The 26,040-nt window shown below is 73.8% G+C and carries 21 protein-coding genes; 9 read left to right on the plus strand and 12 right to left on the minus strand.

The window, feature by feature from the left end:
- The 7 genes from EL245_RS03965 to EL245_RS03995 all read left to right on the plus strand — a co-directional run bounded on the left by EL245_RS03965 (position 1) and on the right by EL245_RS03995 (position 7,728).
- Complete coding sequence (locus EL245_RS03965; RefSeq protein WP_232009860.1) at positions 1 to 876, plus strand: ABC transporter; 876 nt, start codon at positions 1 to 3, stop codon at positions 874 to 876.
- Positions 813 to 2,084, plus strand: a complete 1,272-nt coding sequence (locus tag EL245_RS03970; RefSeq protein ID WP_126381960.1) for a sensor histidine kinase — start codon at positions 813 to 815, stop codon at positions 2,082 to 2,084. The genes EL245_RS03965 and EL245_RS03970 overlap by 64 nt, the downstream gene beginning before the upstream one ends.
- Positions 2,085 to 2,152: 68 nt before the next feature.
- On the plus strand, positions 2,153 to 2,767 hold the full coding sequence (locus EL245_RS03975) for a response regulator transcription factor (RefSeq protein WP_126384005.1): 615 nt from the start codon (positions 2,153 to 2,155) through the stop codon (positions 2,765 to 2,767).
- 211 nt (positions 2,768 to 2,978) lie between these two features.
- Positions 2,979 to 4,370 carry a sensor histidine kinase gene (locus EL245_RS03980; RefSeq protein ID WP_126381961.1) on the plus strand — a complete coding sequence of 464 codons (1,392 nt, stop codon included), beginning with the start codon at positions 2,979 to 2,981 and terminating at the stop codon, positions 4,368 to 4,370.
- A gap of 2 nt (positions 4,371 to 4,372) precedes the next feature.
- Entirely contained in the window at positions 4,373 to 5,206 is an 834-nt protein-coding gene (locus EL245_RS03985; protein WP_126381962.1) for a response regulator transcription factor, read from the plus strand.
- A gap of 141 nt (positions 5,207 to 5,347) precedes the next feature.
- Entirely contained in the window at positions 5,348 to 6,094 is a 747-nt protein-coding gene (locus tag EL245_RS03990) for an ABC transporter ATP-binding protein (RefSeq protein WP_126381963.1), read from the plus strand.
- Positions 6,091 to 7,728: an ABC-2 family transporter permease gene (locus EL245_RS03995; RefSeq protein ID WP_161512716.1), complete on the plus strand. Its 1,638-nt coding sequence runs from the start codon at positions 6,091 to 6,093 to the stop codon at positions 7,726 to 7,728. Before EL245_RS03990 ends, EL245_RS03995 begins: the two co-directional genes overlap by 4 nt.
- Positions 7,729 to 7,936: 208 nt before the next feature.
- Here EL245_RS03995 and ffh read toward each other — a convergent pair whose 3' ends face one another.
- The 9 genes from ffh to EL245_RS04040 form a co-directional block, all read right to left on the minus strand.
- Positions 7,937 to 9,595: a signal recognition particle protein gene (gene ffh, locus EL245_RS04000; protein ID WP_126381965.1), complete on the minus strand. Its 1,659-nt coding sequence runs from the start codon at positions 9,593 to 9,595 to the stop codon at positions 7,937 to 7,939.
- A 191-nt stretch (positions 9,596 to 9,786) separates the two neighbouring features.
- Positions 9,787 to 10,596: a hypothetical protein gene (locus EL245_RS04005; protein ID WP_126381966.1), complete on the minus strand. Its 810-nt coding sequence runs from the start codon at positions 10,594 to 10,596 to the stop codon at positions 9,787 to 9,789.
- Complete coding sequence (locus EL245_RS04010) at positions 10,593 to 10,931, minus strand: P-II family nitrogen regulator (protein WP_126381967.1); 339 nt, start codon at positions 10,929 to 10,931, stop codon at positions 10,593 to 10,595. Before EL245_RS04010 ends, EL245_RS04005 begins: the two co-directional genes overlap by 4 nt.
- 3 nt (positions 10,932 to 10,934) lie before the next feature.
- On the minus strand, positions 10,935 to 12,260 hold the full coding sequence (locus EL245_RS04015; RefSeq protein WP_126381968.1) for an ammonium transporter: 1,326 nt from the start codon (positions 12,258 to 12,260) through the stop codon (positions 10,935 to 10,937).
- 175 nt (positions 12,261 to 12,435) lie between these two features.
- Positions 12,436 to 13,638, minus strand: a complete 1,203-nt coding sequence (gene ftsY, locus EL245_RS04020) for a signal recognition particle-docking protein FtsY (protein WP_126381969.1) — start codon at positions 13,636 to 13,638, stop codon at positions 12,436 to 12,438.
- A gap of 113 nt (positions 13,639 to 13,751) precedes the next feature.
- Positions 13,752 to 14,171, minus strand: a complete 420-nt coding sequence (locus EL245_RS04025; RefSeq protein WP_232009861.1) for a hypothetical protein — start codon at positions 14,169 to 14,171, stop codon at positions 13,752 to 13,754.
- Between the two features lie 143 nt (positions 14,172 to 14,314).
- Complete coding sequence (smc, locus tag EL245_RS04030; protein WP_126381970.1) at positions 14,315 to 18,031, minus strand: chromosome segregation protein SMC; 3,717 nt, start codon at positions 18,029 to 18,031, stop codon at positions 14,315 to 14,317.
- Between the two features lie 65 nt (positions 18,032 to 18,096).
- Entirely contained in the window at positions 18,097 to 19,299 is a 1,203-nt protein-coding gene (locus EL245_RS04035; RefSeq protein WP_126381971.1) for an alpha/beta hydrolase, read from the minus strand.
- A gap of 383 nt (positions 19,300 to 19,682) precedes the next feature.
- Entirely contained in the window at positions 19,683 to 20,072 is a 390-nt protein-coding gene (locus tag EL245_RS04040; protein ID WP_126381972.1) for a hypothetical protein, read from the minus strand.
- A gap of 239 nt (positions 20,073 to 20,311) precedes the next feature.
- Here EL245_RS04040 and EL245_RS04045 point away from each other — a divergent pair, with 239 nt between their 5' ends.
- Together EL245_RS04045 and EL245_RS04050 are read left to right on the plus strand one after the other, a co-directional pair.
- Positions 20,312 to 21,277: an ABC transporter ATP-binding protein gene (locus EL245_RS04045; RefSeq protein WP_126381973.1), complete on the plus strand. Its 966-nt coding sequence runs from the start codon at positions 20,312 to 20,314 to the stop codon at positions 21,275 to 21,277.
- Positions 21,274 to 22,518, plus strand: a complete 1,245-nt coding sequence (locus EL245_RS04050) for an ABC transporter permease (protein WP_126381974.1) — start codon at positions 21,274 to 21,276, stop codon at positions 22,516 to 22,518. Before EL245_RS04045 ends, EL245_RS04050 begins: the two co-directional genes overlap by 4 nt.
- A gap of 117 nt (positions 22,519 to 22,635) precedes the next feature.
- Here EL245_RS04050 and ndk read toward each other — a convergent pair whose 3' ends face one another.
- From ndk to EL245_RS04065, 3 genes are all read right to left on the minus strand, one after another.
- Positions 22,636 to 23,073 carry a nucleoside-diphosphate kinase gene (gene ndk / locus EL245_RS04055; protein WP_126381975.1) on the minus strand — a complete coding sequence of 146 codons (438 nt, stop codon included), beginning with the start codon at positions 23,071 to 23,073 and terminating at the stop codon, positions 22,636 to 22,638.
- Between the two features lie 201 nt (positions 23,074 to 23,274).
- Positions 23,275 to 23,931 carry a dihydroxyacetone kinase subunit DhaL gene (gene dhaL, locus EL245_RS04060; RefSeq protein WP_126381976.1) on the minus strand — a complete coding sequence of 219 codons (657 nt, stop codon included), beginning with the start codon at positions 23,929 to 23,931 and terminating at the stop codon, positions 23,275 to 23,277.
- A gap of 169 nt (positions 23,932 to 24,100) precedes the next feature.
- On the minus strand, positions 24,101 to 25,870 hold the full coding sequence (locus EL245_RS04065) for a bifunctional folylpolyglutamate synthase/dihydrofolate synthase (RefSeq protein ID WP_126381977.1): 1,770 nt from the start codon (positions 25,868 to 25,870) through the stop codon (positions 24,101 to 24,103).
- Positions 25,871 to 26,040 lie beyond the last annotated feature (170 nt).

The raw sequence follows: 26,040 nt of genomic DNA on the forward strand, positions 1-26,040 counted from the left end.
ATGACGACGACAAGCACCGCCCCCAAGGCCCCCTCCCCCACCCTGCCGACCCGCAGGACGACCGACCCGGTCCTGGCGGCCGGACCGGCCCGCCCCCGTCCGGCGTCCCGACGCCCCTCGGCGTGGACCTACGTGCGTATCGAGACCCTTGTCACCCTGCGTCGGGCCGACACCGTGTTCTTCACGATCATCATGCCGCTGGGCATGTACCTCCTGTTCGGCCAGATGAGCGAGTTCGAGACCACCTCGGTGGGCCACGGCAACATCACCGCCTCGATCATGGTCAACATGTCGACCTACTCCGCCGCCATCGCCGCGACGACCGCCGCGGCCTCGGCGGCGGTCGAGCAGGCCGGAGGCTGGGGCCGCCAGATCGCCCTGACCGCCGGGGGGATGCGCACCTACGCGACCGCCCGGCTCATCAGCGCCGTCCTCGTGGCGCTGTGCCCCCTCGTGCTCATCTTCTCCGCAGGCGCCCTGACCGGAGCCGTCATCGACTCTCCCCTGCGGTGGGCAGCCTGCTTCCTCATCTGCCTGGGGGCGACCCTGCCCTTCGCGGTCTTCGGCCTGGCCGCCGGCCTGTGGCTGCCGTCCAACGCGGCCGCGGGGGTGGCCGGCGCCTCCATCAGCGTCTTCGGCTTCCTGGGCAACCTGTTCATGCCGTTGAGCGGCTTCCTGTTCACCCTGGCCCACTACACCCCGCTGTACGGACCCGGCTCACTGGCCGTGCGCCCCGTCCAGGGCGACAAGGTCGCCACGATGACCGGGGTCGTTGAGGAGCCGGTGTGGTACGGGCTGGCTAACCTTGCGGCATGGACGCTGGTCTTCGCCCTCATGTGCCTCGCGGCGCGGCGGCGCTCGACCCTGCGCCGGTGACGGGCCCGGCGGTGGGTGCCGGCACCGGGCCGGCCCGGGCGGCGCAGGAACCGGGTCCCACGGAGGCGTCATTGCCCGGAGCCCGCCCCGCCGATCCCTGGTTCCGGCGGATCGACTGGGAGGCCTCCATCTGGGTCGTGCTGCTCCTCGCCCCGATCCTCGCCGTGGCCCGCTCCGGGCTGGCCTGGCCGGTGCGCGCGGGCACCTGCACCGCGATCCTGGCCTTCATCGCCCTCTACCTGCACACCGTCAACGTCATGCCCGCGTGGACGGCGCTGCCGGAGCACCCCTCGGTCCGCGCCCAGGTGGCCCCGGTGTCGGCGCCGCTGCTCGGACTCGTCATCCTGGCCCTGGCCACGGCACCGGTCCTGGGCTGGTGGACCGGCTTCTTCCTGCCCTACCTCATGGCCATCGTCCTGTTCGCCACGCCCCTGGTCACCGGGGTGTCGGTCGTCATGGCCGTGTGCACGACAGCCTGCCTCGCGGCCCTCGGGCTGTCGGACGGCGAGGAGATCTGGCCGGTCCTGGGAAGCTCTGCGTCCTGCGCGGCGATCACGATCGGGCGGATCAGCGCCGAGGTCGACGAGCGCCGGCGGAGCACCGACCGTCAGCTCGCCGCCGCCACCGAGCGCGAGGAGATCAGCCGGGACGTCCACGACCTGCTCGGCCACTCCCTGACGGTCCTCACCCTCAAGGCCGAGGTCGCCCAGCGGCTCGTGCGCCTCGACCCCGAACGGGCCGAGGCCGAGCTCGCCGAGATCGTCTCCCTGTCCCGCCAGGCACTGGCCGACGTGCGGGCCACGGTAAGCAGGTTGCGCACCCCCGACCTGGCCGGCCAGATGGAGGCCTCGCGCACCGCCTTCGCCGCGGCCGGCCTGCGGGCCGCCGTGAGCGGGAGGGTCCAGGCGGTGCCGCTGCCCCAGCGAGAGGTCCTGTCCTGGGCGCTGCGGGAGGCGACGACGAACGTCCTGCGGCACGCGGGCGCCTCGCAGGTCGAGGTCGAGCTCGAGGCCGGTCGGCTGCGCGTGCGCGACGACGGCGTGGGCCTGCGCGGCCGGGCGGCCGGCAACGGCCTGAGCGGGCTGCGCCGGCGGGTCGAGGGCGACGGCGGGGAGCTGCGGGTCCTCAGCCCGCTGCCCCCGCGCCCGGGTTCGGCCGTGCAGGGCTCCCAGGGCCGCCCGGGCACCGAGCTGGAGGTCGAGCTGTGACGACGGTCGGTGAGGGGGCCCCGGGGGCGCGCTCCTGCGGCGGTCCGGGGAGCCAGGAGCCGGGCGGGATCCGGCTGCTCCTGGCCGACGACCAGGCGCTTGTGCGCGGGGCGCTGGCGACCCTGCTGTCCTTGGAGGCCGACCTCGCCGTCGTGGCCCAGGCCGGCACCGGACGGGAGGCGGTCGAGCGGGTGGCCGCCGGTGGGGTCGACGTCGCGCTGCTCGACATCGAGATGCCCGACGGCGACGGGCTGTGGGCGGCCGAGCGCATCGCCGCCCTGCGCACCCCGGGAGGCGGCGGCTGCCGCAGCCTCATCGTGACGACCTTCGGGCGCCCGGGGTACCTGTCCCGGGCGATCGAGGTCGGAGCCAGCGGCTTCCTCGTCAAGGACACTCCCCCTGGCGAGCTCGCCGAGGCGGTCCGCAAGGTGCACGCCGGGCTGCGGGTCATCGACCCCGAGCTGGCCCAGGAGTCGGTGCTGCTGGGCCCCAACCCCCTGACCGCCCGGGAGCGCGAGGTCCTGCGCCTGGCCGGCCAGGGAATGGACGCCCCGCGGATCGCGGGCGCCCTCCACCTGGGTGAGGGGACCGTGCGCAACTACCTGTCGAGCGCGATCGCCAAGACCCACGCGCACAACCGGGTCGAGGCGGCCCGCACCGCCGAGACCAACGGCTGGCTCTGAGCCCCCCAGCCCGCCTCACCCCTCCTCACCCCTGCTCACTCCTCCTCACTCCTCCCCCTCCCCCTCGCGAGATCGGGACTTATGGCACCTCGAGATCGGGACATATGGCACCTCGAGATCGGGGAAAGCGGACCACCTGGACAACCGGACCTGCCTGTCACGACCTGTTCTCAGTGGCGGCCGGCGAGATCACCTGCCCTATCGTGGCCCCATGTGCGCTGACGACGCCGACGGGCGGTCCCGCGCCGTGGACCGCAGCATCTCGGGACCCAGGCGCACCACACCGCCCTCGGCCCTGGACTGGCGCGGTCACTGCCGCCTCGTGGTCGGCTCCTCTCGACGGACCGTGCCCCTGGGCGACGTCCTCCTGACTCTCCTGGGCCTGCTCGTCCTGCTCGTCGACCTCCACGTCGTCGTGCAGTGGGGGCCGCACCCCGCCTACCTCGCCGAGACGGTACTCACCACCCTCATCGTCGCGGCCCAGCCGCTGCGCCACCTGCGGGTCCGCATGTCCTTCCTGCTCACCTACGCTGCCCTGGCCGGTCTGGCGGTGCTCATCTGGCTGTCCCCCGTCAACCTGGGGGTCTCCCCGATCCTCGTGACGGCACCGACCTCCCTGTACGCCGTCACCCGCTGGGCACCCGACCGCCGTTGGGGAACCGGCGGGCTGCTCCTGGCCCTGTGCGGCTCTGTCCTCAACCCGGTCCTGCTCAGGGCGTCGCGCACCGGCGCCGGCCCGGTGACCGGCGGCGGGACGCTGCTGTTCTCCACCGCCTGCGCGCTTGTCGTGACGGGCGCCTACCTCGCAGCCGCCTCCTCCCGCCGCAGTGCGGAGGAGCGCGACAGCGCCGTGGAGGCGGCCGCACGGCAGGCAGCCACTGAGGCCGCCGTCGCCGAGCGCCTGAGCATCGCTCGCGAGCTGCACGACCTCGTGGGCCACTCCCTGACGGTCGTCAAGGTCCAGGCCTCCACGGGCCTGACCCTCGGCGGTGAGGAGCAGATGCGGCACGCCCTCACGGCGATCCACCAGGCATCGAGCGTCTCCCTGGAGTCCGTGCGCGAGTTCGTCAGGCTCCTGCGCGACCCGGCACGCGGGTCCCAGCAGGCACCGCCCGCCGACCTGAGCGCCCTGCCCCGGCTGGTCGACCAGGCGCGCGCGACGGGACTGCGGCTGGAGGCGGAGATTCCCGGTGACGACGAGCTGCGCGCGTGGAACAACAGCTGGACGGCCGTCGAACGCCTCACCCTCAGCCGTGTCCTGGCTGAAGGACTGGCCAACGCGGTGCGCCACGGCGGCGACAGGGCCCACCTGACCGTCACCACGACCCCCGGCTGGTGCACCCTCGAGCTGAGCAACACCCCGGCAGGCCAGGGGGCGCCGTCCTCGGAGCGCCACGGCACCGGCCTGACAGGACTGGCCGAACGGCTGCGTCTGGCCTCCGGGACCCTGGAGGCCGGTACCCAACAGGTCGACGGCGAGGAGCGCTTCGTCCTCAGGGCGGCCTTCCCGATCCACGACGGCGCCCTCCAGCCCGGCACCGCCCCGACTGCTCCACCCGCCGCCCCGACTGACGGAGCGCGCAGCGCCGAGGAGGGCCGGTGATCATGAGCGGTCCCGGAAAGACCCTGAGGGTCGCCGTCGTCGACGACCAGCCCCTGCTCGTATCCGCCCTCAGCGCGCTCATCAGCTCCCGCCAGGACATGGAGGTCGTCCTCACCGCAGCCGACGGCGCCCAGGCCCTGGAGGGACTGCGGGCCGCAGGCAGCAGCGGCCGGGGAGCCGACGTCGTCCTCATGGACATTCGCATGCCGGTGCTCGACGGCGTGGCCGCCACCCGTGCGCTGCTCAGCCGGAGGCAGGGTGATGAAGGGGGCGCCCTGGGCGCCTGCCCGGTTCCCCGGGTGCTCATGCTGACGACCTTCCAGGACGAGGACCTCGTCCTGGCCTCCTTGCGCGCGGGCGCCTCGGGCTTCCTCCTCAAGGACGCCGAGCCCGACACCCTGTTCGCCGCGGTCCGCGCCGTCGGCAGGGGCAAAGCCTGGCTCGACCCAGCCGTCACGCCGTCCGTCCTGCGGGCTCTTGAGCCTGACGGGACAGACGACCGGCCTCGTTCAGCAGGGAAGGCCAGCACGCCGGAGGCCACCGCACCACAACCAGCCGAAGCCGAACCCCGTGGCGCCGTTCCCACGGACTTCCTGCTGCCCGGCGAGAGGCTGACCGGGCGCGAGCACGCGATCCTCCTTCTTGTGTGCCAGGGGCTGACGAACGCCCAGATCGCCTCGCGGCTGTACATCGCGGAGTCCACGGTCAAAAGCCACCTCAAGACCGTGCTGGGACGCACCGGCTGCCGCAACCGGGTCGAGCTCATCGTCCGGGCCTTCTCCACCGGCGTCATCCGTCCCGAGGGCCCTGACCCGCACGAGGACCGGCCGCTGTGAGCCGACCCCGGCACGGCGCAGCGACCGGGCAGCTCGGGCCGGGACCGGGAGCAAGCGCCGGCCCCTCCTCCTGAGGGAGGAGGCAAGGCAGTATCCCCAGTGGGGATCCGATCCGCCTGCACCCGACTGCAGCCTGGGGTCATGAGCACATCACATCTCGCAACCGTGCACGGCTCGGTCGCCCCGGGACTGGCGCTGCACGACGTCTCCATCCGCCTGGGCAGCAGACAGGTCCTGTCCGGGCTGTCGCTGTCGGCCCGACCCGGCCGCGTCTACGGGCTTCTCGGCCCCAACGGGGCGGGCAAGTCGACGACCTTCAACATCGCCCTGGGTCTTCTGCGCCCAGACGCCGGCAGAGTCGAGGTCCTCGGCTCCCCGCTGAGCCGGGCGAGCCTGGCCCACATCGGCGCCTGCGTCAACGGTCCCGCCTTCTACCCCCAGCTGAGCGCGAGAACGAATCTGCGCATCCACTGCCATCTCACCGGCACCTCGCCCCGGGTCATCGCTCCCCTGCTCGAGCACGTCGGGCTGCCCGACGTCGGACGCAAGCACGTGAGGGCCTTCTCCACCGGGATGAAGATGCGCCTGGCTCTGGCTCAGGCGCTGCTGGGCGACCAGGAGGTCCTCATCCTCGATGAGCCCGGCAACGGACTGGACCCCCAGGGGGTCATCGACCTGCGCAGGACGCTGCGCGACCTGGCCGCCCAGGGACGCACGGTCATCGTCTCCAGCCACGTCCTGGGCGAGATGGCACGGACCTGCGACGACATCGGCGTCCTCGTGGGCGGGCGCATGGTCTTCGAGGGACCGCTCGAGTACTTCGCTGAGGAGCAGGACCTCGAGGCCGCGTTCCTCGAGGCGGTCACCGCGCAGGGGGCAGGACGATGAGCGCGCTGCTCGCACGCCACGGACGTCGAGAGGTCCGGCAGGGGAGGCCGGTCGGGACGGGCGCGCTCCTGCGCGCCGAGATGCTCCGAACCCGCCGAACAGCCACGTGGGGGGTTCCCCTCGCGGTGGCTCTGTTCTCCGCGCAGGCGCTGTTCATCGCGCACACGGCCCGTACGGCCGAGGGCTGGAACGACGGGGTCATGGCGTGGATGGGCTCCTACCCGACCGCCTTCGCGCTGCCCATGGGCGCCCTCGTCGGGGCGATGACGGCCTGGCGCGAGCAGCGCCTGCGCGAGGGCGGGACCGCCTGGAGGGCGGTGGGGCCCGGGCAGAGGATCGCGGCACGGCTGACGGTCATCGCCGCCTCCGCCGTGCTGAGCCAGGTCTTGCTCATGGGACCGGTGGTGGCCGACGCGCTCGCCCGCGGGCACGGCCTGGGGCCCTGGCCGCGTTACCTCGCCTTCATGGCTGTCATGACGGTGGCCGTCAGCTCGGCAGGTTTCTGGGGACTGGCGATCGGCCAACGGCTCGGGGGCGTGGCCGTGGGACTGGTGCCGACGGCGGCACTGTGCTGGTCTGTGGCGGGCGCGGTACGGGCCGAGTCGGCGAGCTGGTGGACCGAGCCCTGGACCTGGGCGGTCCGGCCCGTCCTGCCGCTGCTGGGCGTGCACGGCAACAACCTCTCCCTTGAGCCCGGCTCCCCGGTGTGGCACTACCCGATCCTGCCCGGTGTCCTCCTGACGGCCACCCTCGGGACGCTGGGGGCGTTCAGCGCCCTGGCAGGAGCCCGACGTCGCCCCGCCGCCTGCCGAGGCGGGATCCGAGGCCGGTGGGCGTCGCGGGTGTCCGTCCCGCCGTCGGCCCTGACGGCCGACGCCACGCACGTGACCTCGATCCACGCAGAGTCACCCCCGAGCGCGTTGTCCGCGGCACCGGCCGCCTCGCCCGCACGGCGTTCGGTGGCGCTGGCCGTCGGCACCTCCCTGCCCTGGAGCGTCTGGGGCGCTCTGGGGCTCGTGCTCGTGACGCTGACCGGCGTCGTCAACGTCGTCTACCCGGCGTCGTACTCGCTCAACCTGTTCACCCTGGCGGGGGCGCCGACGGCGGCCTGGGTCGCCGGGATCACCTCGTGGAGCGCTCAGGCGCAGTCATGGCGCGCACTCGTGCTGCGTGCCCGGCCCGTGGCCCTGACGGCCGCGTCCCTGGCATGGGTCAAGGTGCTTCTGCTCATCGCGCTCGTACCTGCCTGGACGGCTGCGGTCTGGGGCGCGCCCCTGCTGCGCTCGGCCCCCGGGGTCGGAGCCCTGTCCGGGGCCGTCTACGCCCTGCTCGTCATGCCGTGCGTGTGCTTCATGCTCGCAGCGATCGCCCACGTGCTCGCGCAGGTCACCGGGCTGGCGACCCCGATCGTCGTGGGCGTGGCCGCGTTCCTGTGCGGCGCGGTCGTCGCCGGCAACGAGGTTCTCGTCGGCACCCGGTTGTGGGTCCTCGCGCCCTGGGGCTGGGTCGAGGCGGCCGCGGCCTACCCGGAGAGGTGGGTGGTCATCAACGTCGTGTCCCTGCTCATCGGGGGCCTCGCCGTTCTCGTCTCTGCCCTGTCCGGCAGACGGGTGGCAGCCCGAAGCAGGTCCTGAGCCGGGATCCTGCGGCGGCTGCCCCGCCTGGCGGGGCAGCCGCCAAGGTGTCCTCGTGCCTGCCGAGCACCGCCGCGACTGCCTCGGGACGGACCGGATGCGGCGATCTCGAGGTGCCACTTCCCCCGATCTCGAGGTGCCACTTCCCCCGATCTCGCGGTGTCATAAGTCCCGATCTCGCGGGGAGGGGCGGGACCGGTCCGACGGGTTACAGGCCGAGGCGGCGGCGCAGGTCCTCGGGCAGGGCGTCCATCGCCTCGGCGACCTCGTCGACCGCCGGGGCCTGGGGGGCGCTCTGCTCGGGCATGATGCCGTAGGAGCCGGCCTGCGAGGTGCCCTGCGAGGCGCCCAGCCCGAAGGAGGCCCCCGGCGCCGGGGCGGCGGCCTGCGTGCTCTGGCGAGAGGTCTCCCTGGACTCCCTGGCCTGACGGGCCGCCTTGGCCGGGTTGCCGCTGCGCCCCTTCCTGCCGCCCTTGCCCTGCTTGGCCTTGGGCGCCTGGCGCGCCTTGGCGCGCTTGCCCGTCGAGGGCAGCGACCCCATCCCCGGCATGCCCCCGCCGTCGAGGCCACCGGCGGCCATGGCCTCCATCATCTTCTTGGCGCCCTCGAAACGGGTGACGAGCTCGTTGACGGCCTGGACGGAGGTACCCGATCCCTTGGCGATGCGTGAGCGGCGCGAGCCGTTGAGGATGGACAGGTCGCGGCGCTCGGCAGGGGTCATCGAGCACACGATCGCCTCGATGCGGTCGACCTCGCGCTCGTCGAAGGCCTCGAGGGCCTCGCGCATCTGGCCCATGCCCGGCAGCATGCCGAGCATCTTCTTCATCGACCCCATCTTGCGCAGCTGGCGCAGCTGGGACAGGAAGTCCTCGAGGGTGAACTCCCCGGAGGCGAGCTTGGCGGCGGCGTCCTCGGCCTCCTTCTCGTCGAAGGTGCGCTGGGCCTGCTCGATGAGGGTGAGCAGGTCGCCCATGTCGAGGATGCGCGAGGCCATGCGGTCGGCGTGGAAGCGCTCGAAGTCCGTCAGGCCCTCGCCGGTCGAGGAGAACAGGACCGGGGCCCCGGTCACCCCCCGCACCGACAGGGCGGCGCCACCGCGGGCGTCGCCGTCGAGCTTGGACAGCACGACACCCGTGAAGCCCACCCCGTCACGGAAGGCCACCGAGGTGTTGACGGCGTCCTGGCCCACCATGGCGTCCAGGACGAAGAGGATCTCGTGGGGGGACACCGCGTCACGGATGCGGATCGCCTGGTCCATCATCTCGGCGTCGACGCCCAGGCGCCCAGCGGTGTCGACCACGACGACGTCGTAGCCGTGGCTGCGTCCCCGCTCGACGCCGGAGCGGGCCACCGCCACCGGGTCCCCCACCCCGTTGCCGGGCTCAGGGGCCCACACGTGCACCCCGGCACGCTCGGCCACGACGCTCAGCTGGGTGACCGCGTTGGGCCGCTGGAGGTCGGAGGCGACGAGGAGGACGCGCTTGCCCTGGTCGCGCAGCCACCGGCCGAGCTTTCCGGCCAGCGTCGTCTTACCGGCGCCCTGGAGGCCGGCGAGCATGATGACCGTCGGGCCGCGCTCCGCCCAGCTGATCTCGCGGGACTGTCCTCCCAGGACCTCGATGAGCTCGTCGTTGACGATCTTGATGACCTGCTGGGCGGGGTTGAGGGCCTGGGAGCGGGCGGCGTCCTTGGCCTTCTCCCGCACCGCGGCGGTGAAGGAGCGCACGACCGGCAGGGCGACGTCGGCCTCGAGCAGCGCACGGCGGATCTCGGAGACGGTGGCGTCGATGTCTGCGTCGGTCAGGCGGCCCTTGCCGCGCAGCGAGCTGAAGGAGGCGGTGAGCCGGTCGGAGAGGTTGCCGAACACGCGTGGTCCTTCCTGGGCGCCCGGTGGCGCCGGGTTCGACGGCGGGGTCCCCCGGGCCGCCGTGGGCAGTGCTGCCGCTCAGGATACCGGTGCCTGACCCCGCGCCCAGTGCGAGGGCGCGTGCCGACCCTCACGCGCGGGCCCGCGCCGCGGGGCCACCGGCCCTGTCGGCGCGTTCAAGCCGACAGGACTCACCTGGGCCCCCTGCGCTCCCCCGTCCCCTGGTCCGCACCCAGGCCGCGGGCCAGGCCCGCGGTCGCGCGGGCGATGACCTGGGCGCGCACCGCGCTCCACGCCCGCGGCCCGGTGGCCCGCGCGTCGGCCTCGGTGAGCAGCCAGAGCCTGGCCAGCCTCCGGAGTGCCGCGGGCCCCTGCCCGAGCGCCTCCTGGGCGGCCGCGAGCGCGTCGGGGGCGCCCGGGGGGCGCGTGGCGAGCTCGGGCAGGCGCGTGCGGGTCGCCCGCCTCCAGTCGGCCAGCAGGACGGTGGCGCACCGTCCTGTGAGACCGGGGTCTCCGGCGAGGTGCCGCAGGTCGAGCATGCCGACGGCGGCGGGCAGGTCCCGGCCGGCGACCTCGCGGACCTCCTCGACGGTGCGCACCGAGTGGTCGAGGCTGACGCCCGCGTCCCACAGCGGGTACCACAGGTTCTCGGCCAGCGAGGCCACCGTGGCGACGTCGCCGCCGGTGGCCCTCGCCCCGGGCCCCGCCCGGTCGTGGAGGAGCACGAGGTCGAGGTCGGAGGCGGGTCCGGCCTCGCGCCTGGCCAGGGACCCGACGGCGGCCAGCGCCAGCCCGGGGACGACGGCGTGGCCGGCTGCGCCGTCGTCGACGAGGCCGACCTGGGCCAGGGCCCTGGCCCACAGCGCGCTCAGGGAGCTCTCGAGGTCGGAGCTGAGCCGGCGCCGCCACCCCCGGCCGGCCTGGGGGGTCCAGGGACCGGGCCGGGGGCGGGCCTGCGCCGCCTGCCGGGGCGTGAGCGGGGCGGGCGGCCGTCGGCTCATAGCGCGGCCTCGCCCCTCTCACCGGTGCGCACCCGGACGACCTCCTCGACCGGGGTCACCCAGATCTTCCCGTCGCCGATGCGCCCCGAACGGGCCGCCTGCGCGACCGCGGCCAGGGCCGCCTGTGCGTCGGCGTCGGTGGTGAGTACCTCGACGCGCAGCTTGGGGACGTAGTCGACCTGGTACTCGGCTCCGCGGTAGACCTCGGTGTGCCCCTTCTGGCGGCCTGCGCCCTGGGCCTCCGAGACGGTCACCCCGTGCAGCCCGGCCGCGTCGAGGGCCGTCGTCACGTTGTCGAGCTGGTAGGGCTGGATGATGGCGGTGATGAGCTTCATGGCTCAGGCCTCCTTGGTCGTGGGCGAGGGTGCCGGGGCGTGGTCCCGGCGCGGCAGGACGGTGGCCAGGCGGCCGGCTGTCAGGGACTCGTAGGCGGACTCGGAGTGCTCGGCCTTGTCGGCGCCCATGTGCTCGGCGTCGGCGCTCAGCCTCCAGCCCGGGCCGATCCTGTCGACGACGACCCAGCACAGCGCCGTCATGACGAGGCTGACGACGACGGCCACGGCGGCCACGAGGACCTGGACGACGAGCTGGGCGGGTCCGTGCCCGTAGAGCAGCCCGGTGTCCTTCGCCAGCAGTCCGACCAGGACGGTGCCGGCCAGGCCCCCCACGAGGTGGACGCCGACGACGTCGAGGGAGTCGTCGTACCCGAGGCGGTACTTCAGGCCGACCGCGCAGGCGCACAGAGCACCGACCAGCGCTCCCAGGACGAGGGCCCCCACCGGGGTGACCGAGCCGGCGGCCGGGGTGATGCCGACCAGGCCGGCGACGACTCCCGAGGCGGCGCCCAGGCTGGTGGCCCGCCCGTCGCGCAGGCGCTCGACGAGGAGCCAGCCGAGCATGGCCGCGCAGGTCGCCGCCGTCGTGTTGACCCAGGCCAGGCCGGCGTTGCCGTCGGCCGTGAAGGCCGAGCCGGCGTTGAAGCCGAACCAGCCAATCCACAGCAGGCCCGCGCCCGTCATCGTCATCGGCAGGTTGTGCGGGCGCATCGGCCGGGTGCCGAAGCCGCGGCGCCGTCCGACGGCCACGGCCAGGAAGAAGCCCGCGACGCCCGCGTTGACGTGGACCACGGTGCCTCCCGCGAAGTCGATGGGCGCGGCGATCGACCCGAACCAGCCGTGCGCGGACAGGGCGCCGCCTCCCCAGACCATGTGGGCCATCGGGAAGTAGGCGAGCGTGACCCACAGGGGCACGAAGGTCATCCACGCCCCGAAGCGGGTCCGGTCGGCGACGGCCCCGGAGATGAGGGCCACCGTGATGACCGCGAAGGTCATCTGGAAGGCGACCCCGACGATGACCGGGACGCCGTAGTCGTCCAGGACGAAGCGGCCCGAGCCGTCGAGCATCGTCCCGTGCAGCCCCGCCTGGGAGACGGGGTCGGCGACGATGCCGCCGATATCGGTTCCTCCGTAGGACATCGACCACCCGTACAGGACGTACAGGACGCCGATCACTCCGGTGGCGCCGAAGGACATCATCATCATGTTGAGCACCGAGGTGGACCGGCTCATGCCTCCGTAGAACAGGGCGAGCGCCGGGATGGTCATGAGGAGCACGAGCGACGCGCTCATGAGCATCCACGCCGTGGCTCCGGTGTCGAGGGCCATGAGAACTCCCTTCTGAGTGTGCGACGGGGTTCGCACGAAGGACAGTCAAGGACCTCGGTGTTGGCTGGGGACGACGCCCGTGTCACGTGCCGGTGTCGCCCCGGGGCCGGGCGTGACGGCGGTGTTTCCCGTGGGTCGGGGGCGTTTCGGGCGTGTTGTCGGCGTGTGAGAGGGCTCAGGCCAGGAGGGCGTCGACGAAGGCCTCGGGGTCGAAGGGGGCCAGGTCGTCGGCGCCCTCGCCCAGCCCGACGAGCTTGACGGGCACGCCGAGCTCCTTCTGCACGGTCACGACGATCCCGCCCTTGGCGGTGCCGTCCATCTTGGTGAGCACGACGCCGGTGATGCCGACCGCCTCGGAGAAGACCTGGGCCTGCCTCATCCCGTTCTGGCCGGTCGTGGCGTCCAGGACGAGGAGGACCTCCCCGACGGGGGCGATCTTCTCCATGACCCGCTTGATCTTGCCCAGCTCGTCCATGAGGCCCGCCTTGTTCTGCAGGCGCCCGGCGGTGTCGACCAGGACGACGTCGCGCCCCTGGGCGGCAGCCGCCCGCGCGGCGTCGTAGGCCACCGAGGCGGGGTCGGCGCCCTCCTTGTCGGAGCGGACGACCTCGACCCCCACGCGCTCGCCCCAGGTCGTCAGCTGCTCGGCGGCCGCGGCGCGGAAGGTGTCGGCGGCGCCCATGACGACGCTGCGGTCCTGGGCGACCAGGACGCGGGCGAGCTTGCCGCAGGTCGTCGTCTTCCCGGTCCCGTTGACCCCGACCATGAGGACCGCGGCCGCCGGGGCTCCGTCGGCCTGGGCGTCCCAGCCGGAGGCGGGCTCGGGCCGGTCGAGGGTCAAGGACCTGTCCATCGTCGGGTCGACGAGGGCGAGCAGCTCGGTGCGCAGCACGGCACGCACGGCCGCGGGGTCGGTGGTGTCAAGCACCTTGGCCTGGGTGCGCAGCCCGTCCATGAGACCGGTGGTGATCTCGAGCCCGAGGTCGGAGGTGAGCAGGGTGTCCTCGATCTCCTCCCAGTCGGCCTCGGTGAGGTCCCCGCGCGAGAGCACCGACAGGATCGCCCGGCCGAAGCCCCCCGATCCTGCCAGGCGGGCCCGCAGGCGCTGCATCCGCCCGGGGATGGACTCGGGCTGCTCGAGGGTCGCGGTGGCAGGCGCCTGCTCGCCGTCCTCCGGGGGCGCCGCGCCCTGGGAGGGCTCCGTGGGCTCCGCCTCTCCACCGTGCGGGGGCGCGGGCAGGACGTCCTCAGGGGTGGTGGGCTCGTGGGCGCTCAGGTCACGGGGCGGCTGGCCTCCCCGGCGGGCGGCGAGGAGCCAGATCCCGCCGACGACGGCCAGGACGACGAGGGCTGCGAGGACGATGAGGATGGGGTCCATGACGCCATCATGCCCGATCAGCCGGGGGCGGGTCCCGGGGTTCGCGCCCGGGGCTCAGGGGTGCACGAGCCTCAGGGCCGGCCGGGGTCCGCAGGGGCCGGCCCCGGTGTCGATCAGGGGTAGGCGGCGCTCGGTGCGCTCGGCGTGTGCTCGGCGGGCGCGGGAGCCACGGGCGCGGCCGGCGCGGCACCTGCCTGCGTCCTTCCCGCCCGACCACGGCGCACGGCGGCTGCGGTCGTCCCGGCGGTGTCCGCGGCCTTGTCCATGGCCTTCTCGACGACGTCGACCAGGCCGGAGAAGGACTCCGTGCCGGTGTAGACCTCGGCTCCGTCCCTGGTCATGAGGTCCTCGAGCCTCACCTCGACCGGGACGACCTCGACGGGCTCCTCGGCCGCGGAGTCGCGGGCGGCCTGCGACAGGCCGCGCAGGCCCGAGCGCCACGTGGAGACGGGATAACGGCCCGCGACGAGCACGGCCAGGAGGACCAGCGCGACGAGGACCACAACGGCGAGAGGCAGAAGCATGGCACCCATGGCATGAGATTGTGCCCCTCATACGGCTTGTAAACGAGGGCCTTCAACGTCGTGTTGCACATATGTGAGCATTTCCTTGCACGGACGTCACATACAGCGCACCTTCGCTCATCACATCGGTGTCTTGGCGGTGTGAGCAACCTCTACCTGTCTGAGTGATCCGGGTGAGCCGGGTGAGCCGGGTGAGCCGGGTGAGCAGGTTCCGGGCCCCGGGCGATGCGCTGGCTGACGACCTGCGTCACTCCCTCGCGCATCGTGATGCCGTAGAGGGCGTCGGCCACCTCCATCGTGCGCTTCTGGTGGGTGATGATGATGATCTGGCTGGAGGCGCGCAGCTCGGTGAAGATCTCCAGGAGCCGCCCCAGGTTCGTGTCGTCCAGGGCGGCCTCGACCTCGTCCATGACGTAGAAGGGTGAGGGCCGGGCCTTGAAGATCGCCACGAGCAGCGCGACGGCGGCCAGGGACCTCTCGCCCCCGGACAGGAGCGAGAGGCGCTTGACCTTCTTGCCGGCCGGCCGGGCCTCGATCTCGATGCCGGTGGTGAGCATCGAGGAGGGGTCGGTGAGCACGAGCCTGCCCTCTCCCCCGGGGAAGAGCCGGTCGAAGACCTGCTCGAACTGCGCGGCGGTGTCGGCGAAGGCGCTGGTGAAGACCTCCTGGACGCGCTGGTCGATCTCCTCGACGATCCGCATGAGATCTGCCCTGGAGGCCTTGAGGTCGTTGAGCTGCTCGGCGAGGAACTGATGGCGCTGCTCCAGGGCGGCGTGCTCCTCGAGGGCGAGCGGGTTGACCTTGCCCAGGCGGGCCAGGTCGCGCGTGGCCCGCGCCAGGCGCCTGTCCTGCTCGGCGCGCACGAAGGGGCGCCCGCCCGCAGGCGGCCCCTGCCGGCCCCCGGAGGGCCCGGAGCCCTCCGGGGCCTCAGGGGCCTCAGCGTCCTCGGGGTCGTCGGCGCCCACCTCCGGGACCGGCATATGCGGCCCGAACTCCTCAACGAGCGGCTCGACCTCCAGACCGAGCTCGCTCATCGCCCGGTCGGTCAGCGCCTCCAGGCGCATCCGCACCTCAGCGCGGGCGATCTCCTCACGGTGGGCGGCGTCGGTGAGCCGGGCGAGGTCGGCGACGATCCCGTCCAGCTCCTCCCGGGAGCGCCCCGCCAGGCTCATCGCCTCGGCTCGCTCGGCCTCGATCCGCTCGCGCTCGGCCTGGGCCTGCGCGACCCACGTCCTGGCCGTGGTCGCAGCGCCACGGGCCTGGTCGCGCACGTACGCCGCGGCTCCCAGGTGCGCCTCGCGGCGCCTGAGGGCGCGCTCGGCGGCGGCGCGGTGCTCGCGCTCGCGGCGTGCCGCCGCCCGCAGCGACCCTGAGCGCCCCCGTGCCGAGCGCTCCCGCTCCTCGGCGGTGCGCAGCGCGAGCCTGGCCTCGGTCTCCTCGGCCCGGGCCAGCCGGGCGGCCTCGACGGCCGCGTCCCTGGCGCGGCCGGCCTTGTCCAGCTGTGCGGAGAGGGCGTCGTGCCGCCCGGCGTCCTCGGGGCCGTCGTGCTCGACCTGAGCCAGCGCGGTCGAGGCCGTGGCGAGCTCGGCGGTCCGCTGGAGGTGCTCGGACTCGGCCCGCTCCAGGACGCGGCGGGCCCTGCCCAGCTCCTCGTCGGCAGCCTCGGCGGCCGAGCTCAGGCGAGCGGTCTCCTCGGCCTGCCGAGCGGCCTGGGCGTCCGCGGCGCGCAGGGCTGACAGCGCCTGGGCCACGACCTGGCGGGCCTCGTCCTCGGCCGCCCTCGCCTGGGCCAGGGCGAGGTCGGCTGAGGTCTCGGCACGCGAGGCGGCCTCGGCCTCGACCGACGCCTCCTCGTGGGCCGCGGCCAGCTCGAGCACCGACCCGCCCGTCCGCCCGGACCCCAGGGCCCAGGCGGGGGCCAGGACGTCTCCGTCGCGGGTGGCCACGACGGCCTCGGGCTCGAGCTCGCGCAGGGCGCGGGCGGCGGGCAGGTCTGCGACGACCCACGCGCCGTCGAGCAGCAGTGACAGGGCGCGGCCCAGGCCCGGGTCGTCGGTGCTCACGAGCCCTGCCGCGGGCAGGGCGCCGTCGACGGGGGGCCGCGGCTGCCGGGCCCTCGGGAGCGTCGAGGGTGCCGCAGGGTCCTGCGGTCCGCGGTCCTGCGCGACGAGCAGTCGCAAGGAGCCCGCCTCCCGGTGGCGGGCGTGCTCCAGGGCGCGCGCGGCGGTGGCGGTGTCCTCGACGACGACGCCGGCGGCCAGCTCGCCCAGGAGGGCGGCGACGGCGTTCTCCCACCCCCGGGCGGTCGTCACGGACTCGGCGACGGGGCGGCGCACCCCGGGCATGTCGGCCTCAAGGAGCTCCGCCGTGGCGTCCTGGCTGGTCAGGGACAAGGCGAGCGTGTCGCGTCGGGCCGTCCAGGTGGCGCGGTCCGAGGCGGCCTCCCTGCGGGCGTCGGTCGCGGCCGACACCGCCCGGCGGGCCTCGGCCAGCGCGGTCGTGGCGGCCTCGTGCTCGGCGGCGGCGCGCTCGGGGCCCTGCCCGGCGGTGCTCGGCGACGGGCTGGCGGCCCCCTCGAGCGCGGCGCGCGCGGCACTGGCCCGGTCCTGGGCGGCGTCGAGGCTGGCGCGGGCCTGGTCGAGGGCGGCCTGGGCCGCCTCGTGGCGTGACCTGGCCGAGGCCAGGCGTCCGCCCAGGCGGGCGAGGGTCTCGCGGTGCTCGGCCTGACGTCGCTGGAGGGTGGCCTGGGCTGCCTGGGCCTGGGCCTCGGCCTCCTCGGCCTGCTGCCGGGCGCGTCCGGCATCACCCAGGACGGTGCGCGCCTCCTCGAGCGCCTGGGCGAGCTCGGCCTCGGTGTCGGCGGCCTCCTGGGCACGGCGCTCGAGCTCGTCGGGGTCCTCACCCCGGGAGGGGGCGGGGGCGGTCGTCAGGCCGCGGACCCTCTCGGCGGCGACGTCGGCCAGGGCCTCGAGGGACTGCGCCGCCTCGGTCAGCGCCTGCCAGGTCGCGGTGGCCTCCGACAGGCGCTGAGAGCCCGAGGCCTGGGCGGCGGTGAGCTCGGCCAGCCGTGCCCGTGCGACCCGCTCGGCCTCCTCGAGCTCGCCGCGGCGCCTGTCCAGGGCCGCCTTGTCCTCCTCACCCGCCTCGAGCAGCGACATGGCTTGGACGACGTCGTCGGCCAGGAGCCGTGCGGTGGCGTCACGCACCTCGATCTGGATCGTGCGCGCCCGCCGCGCCACCGCGGCCTGGCGCGCGAGGGGCCCCAGCTGGCGGCGCAGCTCGGTGGTCAGGTCGGTGAGCCGGGCCAGGTCGGCGGCCATCGACTCCAGCTTGCGCAGGGCCCGCTCCTTGCGACGCCGGTGCTTGAGCACGCCGGCCGCCTCCTCGATGAAGCCCCTGCGCTCCTCGGGCGTGGCTGTCAGCACCTCGTCCAGACGACCCTGTCCCACCACGACGTGCATCTGGCGGCCCAGCCCGGTGTCGGAGAGCAGCTCCTGGACGTCGAGGAGCCGACAGCTCGAGCCGTTGATGCGGTACTCGCTGCCTCCCCCACGGAACAGGGTCCGGCTGATCGTCACCTCGGTGTAGTCGATGGGCAGGGCGCCGTCGGAGTTGTCGATGGTCAGCGCGACCTCGGCGCGCCCGAGGGCGGGCCGCGAGCCCGCCCCGGCGAAGATGACGTCGGCCATCGACCCGCCCCGCAGGTTCTTGGCCCCCTGCTCCCCCATGACCCAGGTCAGGGCGTCGACGACGTTGGACTTCCCTGAGCCGTTGGGGCCGACGACGGCGGTGATACCCGGTTCGAGGCGCAGGGTGGTCGACGAGGCGAAGGACTTGAATCCCTTGATCGTCAACGTCTTGAGGTGCACCCCCCTCACGATACCGGCGGGGGCGCGCGCCGCCCGGCAGGAGTGCTGCGGGCCCGGCGCGCCGCTCAGGCCCCCATGCCCGCGTGCTCGAGGAGGTCCAGGGTGAGGTGGCGCCACAGCTGGGAGGACACCGAGCCGGGGTTGAGGTCGAGGACGTGGTCGGCGTAGGGCACGACGACGCAGCGGTGGCTCGCCCCCGCAGCCGCGAGGGCGGCGTCGAGCTCACGGGTCCCGGTCACGGGGACGACATGGTCCTGCTCACCGTGGACCACGAGCACCGGCGGCAACCGGTCACCCAGGCCCATGCGGCCGATCTGCTCGATTCTGGCCACCGGGTCGATCTGCGCGTAGACCTCGGGGACCTCCTGCGGGCTGCCGCCGGTGTAGCGCTGGGCGCGCAGGCGCACGGAGCCGGACACGACGAGATCGGAGTTGTCGTGGAAGGCGACCGGGTCGGCGATGGGGTAGGTCACCGAGACCGCGTCGATCTGGGGCACCCTGCCTCCGCAGGTCGAGCGGACCGCGCCGAGCACCTGGCGCGTCGCGGTCTCGAGGGCGAGGTGGCCTCCGGCGGAGTCCCCCACGAGCGCCAGATGACCTGGGTCGCCGCCGTAGTGCGCCGCGTTGGTCCCCACCCAGGCCAGGCCGCAGGCGACCCGGGACTGCGCGAGCTCCCAGGTCTGCAGCCGCGGCGTCGACAGGGGGTAGTCGAGGGCGATGGCGAGGTAGCCCTGCTCGGCGAGCCAGTGGGCCTGACCCCGTGTCATCGGGTTGAGGTGGTCGCCGGTCATCCACCCGCCGCCGTGCAGGAGGACGACCACCGGTGCGCCCTGGGGGTCCTCGACCGGCTCACCGGTGGCGGGGTCCCGGGGCAGCCAGATCCCCGCCTGGAGGACCTGGTCGGAGGCGTCGTCGGACAGGAAGGTCTCCTCGAGGTCCGGGGCCGATCCGGTCTGGCCGATGCCGGTCAAGGCCCAGGGGTCCAGGACGACCCCCTGAGCCAGGGCGAAGCGGACCTGGATGCCGGCCACGGCGGCCACGGCCAGGAGGCTGCACGCCAGCAGCGCCGCCGCCCAGGCTCGCACCCGGTCCGGACGCCGTCTCCAGGCCACGACGGCGCACAGGGTCGCCACGGCGACACCGGTCAGGGCGGCGAGGCCCCATGTCCCCAGCATGAGCGAGTAGGACAGCCCCGGCAGGGGCACGAACATCGCCAGGGCGCAGGCGGAGGTGAACAGGGCCGCGACGAGGAGCGCGACCGAGACCACGGGGGCATGCCCGAGACCACGGCGCCGCCCCTTTCCTCCCCTGCCTCGGACCGCGATGCTGCCGCCACGAGGACCTGGTCGGCGGGGACGGTTGGGCACGGCGTCACGATACCGGCCCGTCGGCCGGGCTCGTCCATGGGGAGCCGGGCCCGCCAGGTCGCCACGGCGGTGCCTGCCGCGGGGAACCGGTCCCCCCAGGTCGCCACGGCAGCGCCGGAGACCTCGTGGGGCCGGCACCCCTGCCGCTCGTCCGGGTCGTCCGCCTTCCCCGACCGGTCATGTAAATGTCGACCGTCCATGTGACAGCGAAAGCCCGGTCGACATTTACATGACCGGTCGAGGGGAACGGGTCACGCCCGCCCGCCGCCCGTTCGATCAGCCCTCTAGATGGTGCCTGCGTCGTTGAGCGCCGACATCGCGAGGACAAGACTGATACCCGCGACAAGACCGAGTGCCGCAGTGCCCCCGACCACGATGACGACGCGGGCCCGGCTGGTCGGGGAGGCCACCGCCCGTCGAGCGAGGACTCCTGTGGTGGCCAGGCAGACGACAAGAAGCGCACCGCCGAGCCAGAAACCGACCTCGAAAGCGCCCAGCAGGACAGAGGAGACCGGGTCATCGAAGGCGTACTGGGCGATCAGCCACGCCCCCGAGACGAGCGCGATCCCCGCGCAGGCGCCGGACGATCCCGCGCTGGCAACCAAGCGGGCCCAGTCCGGGTACGACGCCGTCCGCCCGGCCTCGGGGAGGTGAACAACAGAGGATCGGCGCATCCCCTCACTCTACGCGCGCGCAGCGAGACACTCTCTCGGCGCCCGACACCCGTCGGCTCCAGCGCCGTGAGCGACGAGCCCGCCGGCGCCGTCCGGGGTCGGTCCTCCCCCGGGAGGAAGAGCCCTCCTCCCCGAGCACGAGCACCGGCCGGGAGCACCGCTATAGAGTTCTCACCGAGGCAGCAGCCGCGGCCCGCACGTCGGCGGAACCCCGTCTCCCACCAGCCTCAGGAGGTCCCGTGCTCCACATCCGCCACCTGTCCAAGCGGTTCGGCGCCCTGCAGGCCCTTGACGACTTCTCCGCGGACCTGGACGACGGAGAGATCGTCGGCTTCGTCGGGGCCAACGGGGCCGGCAAGTCCACGACGATGCGCATCATCATGGGCGTGCTCGCCGCCGACGGGGGCGAGCTCACCTGGAACGGCTCCCCGGTGGACGCCACGATGCGTCGACGTATCGGCTACATGCCCGAGGAGCGGGGGCTCTACCCCCGGATGAGGGTCGGCGAGCAGCTGACCTACCTCGCCCGGCTCCACGGCGTGGACCGGGCCGCGGCCCAGCGCGCGAGCCGGGAGTGGGTCGAGCGCCTGGGCATCGCCGGACGCCACGACGACGAGGTGCAGAAGCTGTCCCTGGGCAACCAGCAGCGGGTCCAGCTGGCCGCTGCTCTCGTGTCCGACCCCGACCTGCTCATCCTCGACGAGCCCTTCTCGGGCCTGGACCCCGTGGCGGTCGACGTCATGAGCCAGGTCCTGGTCGAGCGCGCCGGCGCGGGCGTCCCCACGCTCTTCTCCTCCCACCAGCTCGACGTGGTCGAGCGCCTGTGCGACCGGGTCATCATCATCCGCTCGGGCCGTACCGAGGCCGACGGCACGGTCGACCAGCTGCGTGCCGGGGCCGCGCCCCGCTGGCGGGCCGTCGTCGACCCCGACGCCGAGGCCCTGTCCCGGCAGGACCGGGGCGAGCTCGACCCGCTCGTCGCCGCGGCGCTGGAGGACCTGCCCGCAGCCTCCTGGGAGAGGACGGCCGACGGCAGGCTCCACCTCAGCTGCGAGGGCACCGACGAACAGCCCCTGGCACGTGCCGCCACGTCCCTGGGGCTCCTGCGGGAGCTCGGCCCCGTCCGGCGCCCGCTCGCCGAGATCTTCAGGGAGTCCCTGGCCGATCCGGACCACGCCCACTGCGAGCACGAGGAGCGCTCATGAGCACCAGCACCGAGCACGAGGCGCAGGCCATGTCCCGCCGCAGCGAGATCCTCCTCGTCACCGGGCGCGAGCTGCGCACCCAGCTGCTCAAGAGGTCGACGCTCGTGTCCACCGTCGTCGTCACCGCGCTCGTGGTCGTCGGCATCATCGTCGCCGCCGCGGTCACCGGGAGCAACGACGGCCCCTACCGACTGGGGGTCACCGGAGCCGACGAGAAGGTGACGGCCTCGCTCCTGCCCGCGCTCAAGGAGGCCACGGCCTCGCAGACCGACCCAGTCGAGGTCATCGACCTGGCGGGGACCCAGGGATCGGAGGCGCTGTCCGGGGAGGACCCGGTCGACATGGTCCTCGACCTGTCCGGCGCGCCCAGGCTCCTGGTCGAGGAGCGCGCCGACGACCAGGTGGCGGCCGCCGTCACCGGCGTCCTGCAGCAGCGGGCCCTGTCGGACCAGATCACCGCCCTGGGCGGGGACCCCGTGCAGGTGACCTCGACCCTGGCGACCTCGGCCCCCGAGGTGGTCGTCCTCGACCCGCCCACCGAGGACCAGGAGGACTTCGGCCCCCGCTACACGGTCTTCATGGTCGTCAACACGCTCATGTACATGGTCATGCTCGGCGGGGGCCAGCTCATCGCGATGGGCGTGGTCGAGGAGAAGGCGAGCCGGATCGTCGAGATCCTGCTGTCCTGCGTCCGACCCACCTCGCTGCTGGCCGGCAAGGTGCTGGGCATCGGCACGGCCTCCATCGCCACGACGATGGTCACGGCACTGGCCGGGGTCATCACGGCCGAGGCGGTCGACATCATGCCCGGCTCCCCCGTCGACCTGGACATCACCCTCGTGGCGATGCTCGTGTGGATGGTCGTGGGCTTCGCCCTGTTCTCCGTCGCCTTCGGCGCAGCCGGCGCCCTGGTGAGCCGGCAGGAGGACGTGGGCAGCGTGACCATGCCGCTCATCATGCTGTGCGTCGTGCCCTTCATGGCCTCCATCGTCATGGTCATGGGCGACCCGCAGGCGGTCGTCTGGCGGGTGCTCGCCTTCGTCCCGCCGCTGTCGCCCTTCCTCATGCCCGCCCGACTCGTCTTCGGGGTATCGGGCTGGGTCGAGCAGGTCATCGCCCTGGCCATCGCGCTGGCGTGCCTGCCCCTGCTCGTGCGCGCGGCCGCGGGCATCTACACCCGCGCCGTGACCCGGACCGGCGCGCGCGTCCCGCTCCGAGAGGTCCTGCGCCGCGCCCGGTGAGGGCCGCAGGCACCACCGCGCGGTCGCTGCGCTCAGCCGCACCCGGCCGACAGGGCCCGCCTCGGACGCCGCCCGGGCGGGTGACGCAGGAGGCGGGCCCCGGGTCGCAGCCGGGGCTCAGCCGTCGAGCTCGGGGAACCAGATGCCGATCTCGCGGGCGGCCGAGTCGGGTGAGTCCGAGCCGTGGACGAGGTTCTCCATGGCGGGCGTGCCCCAGTCCCGACCCAGGTCGCCCCGGATCGTCCCGGGAGCCGAGAGGGTCGGCTCGGTCGAGCCCATGAGGGAACGCACCCCCTCGACCACGCGGTGGCCCTCGACGACCGCGGCGACGACCGGCCCACGCGTCATGTACCCGACGACGGAGGGGTAGAAGGGCTTGGACACGTGCTCGGCGTAGTGGGCCTCAAGGACCTCAGCGGTGGGCACGACCACCTTGAGGGCCACGAGGTCGTAGCCCTTGGCCTCGATCCGGCGCAGGATCTCGCCTGTGAGGCGGCGCTCGACGGCGTCGGGCTTGACCAGGACGAGGATGCGCTCGGGGGTCGCTGGGGGCATGGGGACGGGTCCTTTCACTCGGGTCACTCGGGTCACTCGGGTCACTCGGGTCACTCGGGTCACCCGGGTCACTCGGGAGACCGGAGTGACCCGGGCGTGCGCGCGATCCGGAGGACCACGCGGTGACGGTCCCCGCGCTCACGGCAGGGTCCGGCAAGAACAGTGACGCACGCCGCCACGCGGCGCAAGCGCAGGGACCGGCTAGGCCCCCGCGGCGTGGCAGGCCGCCTCGAGGAGGATGGCCGTCGACTGCGCCCCGGGGTCGCGATGTCCCTGCGAGTGCACGCCGTGGTAGGAGGCACGACCCTTGCGCGCCGTCATCGGCTCGGTGCTCTGCGCCCCCTGGGCTGCGGCCCGGGCCGCCGCGGCCAGGACCTCGGCGGGGCCGGCACCGCGGTCGGCGGCGGACCGGGCGGCCACGGCCGCCGGACGCCACGCGTCGAGCATGGTCTTGTCCCCCGCCTCGGCACGGCCGCGCACCTCGACACCCGCGCAGGCGTCCTCGATGAGGCCGGCCACAGCCGCGGCGTCGAGCTCGGTGAGCGTGCCGCCGCGCGAGGCCCTCAGGTAGGCGGTGCCGAGCAGGGGGCCCGAGGCTCCCCCGACGGTGGCCAGCAGGGAGGTGGCCACGGCCTTGAGGGCGCCTCCGGGTGTCGGCGGCGGGTCGCCCGCCTGCGCGGCTGCGTCGAGCTTGGCCAGGGCAGCCTCCAGTCCCCGGCACAGGTTCGTGCCGTGGTCTCCGTCCCCGATGGCCGCGTCGAGGGCGTTGAGCTCCTCGATGCTCTCGGTCACGGCTGCGGCCGAGCGACGAGTCCAGTCCACGACCCAGGCGGTGTCCAGGAGCTTGTCAGCGGTCACGGCGGTCCTTCACAGCGAGTTGGGACGGCAGGCACCCGGCGCCTGCACGAGGAGGAGCGGGGCCTGACGGGGCTTGCGACGTCATTGTCTCACGCCATGTCCCCCGTCGCATGGAAGGGCCACCCGCCCGGCGACGTCCCGGGGGCTGAACGGGCAGGGCGCCCGGCCCTCACCGGCGCGAGAACAGTGCTCGGGCCTCGGCGGCCAGGAGGACCGAGCCGACGATGAGAACCCCTGTGGCCGGCATCGGCGCGTCGAAGCCCTCAGCCAGGGACACGGCCCGGTCCACACCCTCGACCAGGCTCTGGGCGAGCACGACACGGTCCTCGCCGAAGACCTCCCGCGCCTGGACAGCCAGGTCCTCGGGGTCGATCGCGCGCGGGGAGTCGATGGGCACGCACACGACCGCCTCGCAGGCGGGCTCGAGGACCGACAGGATCCCCTCGACGTCCTTGTCGGCCATGACGCCCAGGACGACCACGAGGTGGCGCAGCCCGAAGGTCTCCTCGACCGCGGGCACGAGCGCCTCCATGCCGTGGGGGTTGTGGGCGGCGTCGAGCAGGACGGTGGGCGATGAGCGCAGCACCTCGAGCCGGCCCGGGCTGGTCACCGAGGCGAAGCCGTTCTCGACGACCAGGGGCGGCAGCGCCCTGCCGCCGAAGACCGCCTCGGCGGCAGCCAGGGCCAGAAGCGCGTTGTGCGCCTGGTACTGCCCGTGAAGGGGCACGAAGACGTCCTCGTAGACAGCGGCGGCCGTGGCCAGGGTGACCATCTGCCCGCCCACCGCACGAGTACGGTCGACCACCCGCAGCACCCCGGCCCCCGGAGCCTGCGGGTCCTCCTGCGGATCGAGCTCGCGGCGCCACACCACCCCGTGCTCGGCGGCAGCCGCGGCGATGACCCCCTCGACCTCGGGGGGCTGGTGGGCGGTGACGAGAGTGGCACCGTCCTTGATGATGCCGGCCTTGTTGGCCGCGACCTCCTCGAGGGACTCCCCGAGCCACCGGCCGTGGTCCCGCCCGACGGGGGTGATGACCTCGACCTCGGAGTCGACGACGTTCGTGGAGTCCCACGTGCCTCCCAGACCGACCTCGATGACGGCGACGTCGACGGGGTGGTCGGCGAAGGCGGCCAGCGCCATGACGGTGAGGACCTCGAAGAAGCTCATCCGCGGCCCCCCTCGCTTGAGGGACTGGGCGTCGACCATCTCGATGTAGGGCGCCACGTCCTCCCACGCGGCGATGAAGCCCTCCTCGGACACGGGCTCGCCGTCGAGGCTGATGCGCTCACGGATGGTGGCCAGGTGAGGGGAGGTGAAGCGCCCGGTGCGCATGCCCGTGGCCGCCAGGAGGCGCTCGATCATCCGCGCCGTCGAGGTCTTGCCGTTCGTGCCGGTGACGTGGACGACACGGTAGGCCCGCTCGGGGTTGCCCAGGATGTCGAGGGCCGCCTCGACCCGCTCGAGGGAGGGCTGGACGTGGTGCTCGGGGGCGCGCGCGAGGATCTCGGCCTCGACGGCGCGCATGCGCGCGCTCGTCTCGACCTCGCGGGCCGCTGCCTCCAGGTCGGCCCGGTGACGGGCCTCCTCGTCGATCCCGCCGGCCGGCTCAGGGGCGTCGGCCAGGACAGGCTCCCACTCCTGCCAGTCGTCGGCTCCGTCCTCGTCGACCTCAGCCAGGAGCTCGTCGAGCCGGTCCGGGTCCCCGCCGGGGATGAGCCCCTGGGCGACGAGCTCACGCAGGGCGCGCCGGTCCTCCTCAAGCCGCTCCTGCTCGGCCAGGTCCGCCTCACGGGCGGCCTGGTCGATCTCGGCCAGGGAGCGGTCGGGCTCGTCCGCCGCCTCGAGGTAGGGCAGGAGGGCGGGGTCAACCCCCGCGGGCTCCTCGTCGTGGCCCCGGGGGCCGAGGGGACCGAGGTCGCGCGGCGTGCTGTGGTTCATCGGAGGTCCTCCGTGGTCGTGCCGTGAGGGGCACGTGAGTCTAACCGCTGCGCGCCCACGGCGCTGTCGAGCGCCGTCGAAGGGAGTCGAGCGCCGTCGAGGGCCGTGACACCCTCACGGGCGGGGAGGAGGCGGGCGCACGCCGGCCCCGGCCCGGGAGCCGATGCCTC

Source organism: Actinomyces howellii (assembly GCF_900637165.1).
Lineage (GTDB): Bacteria > Actinomycetota > Actinomycetes > Actinomycetales > Actinomycetaceae > Actinomyces > Actinomyces howellii.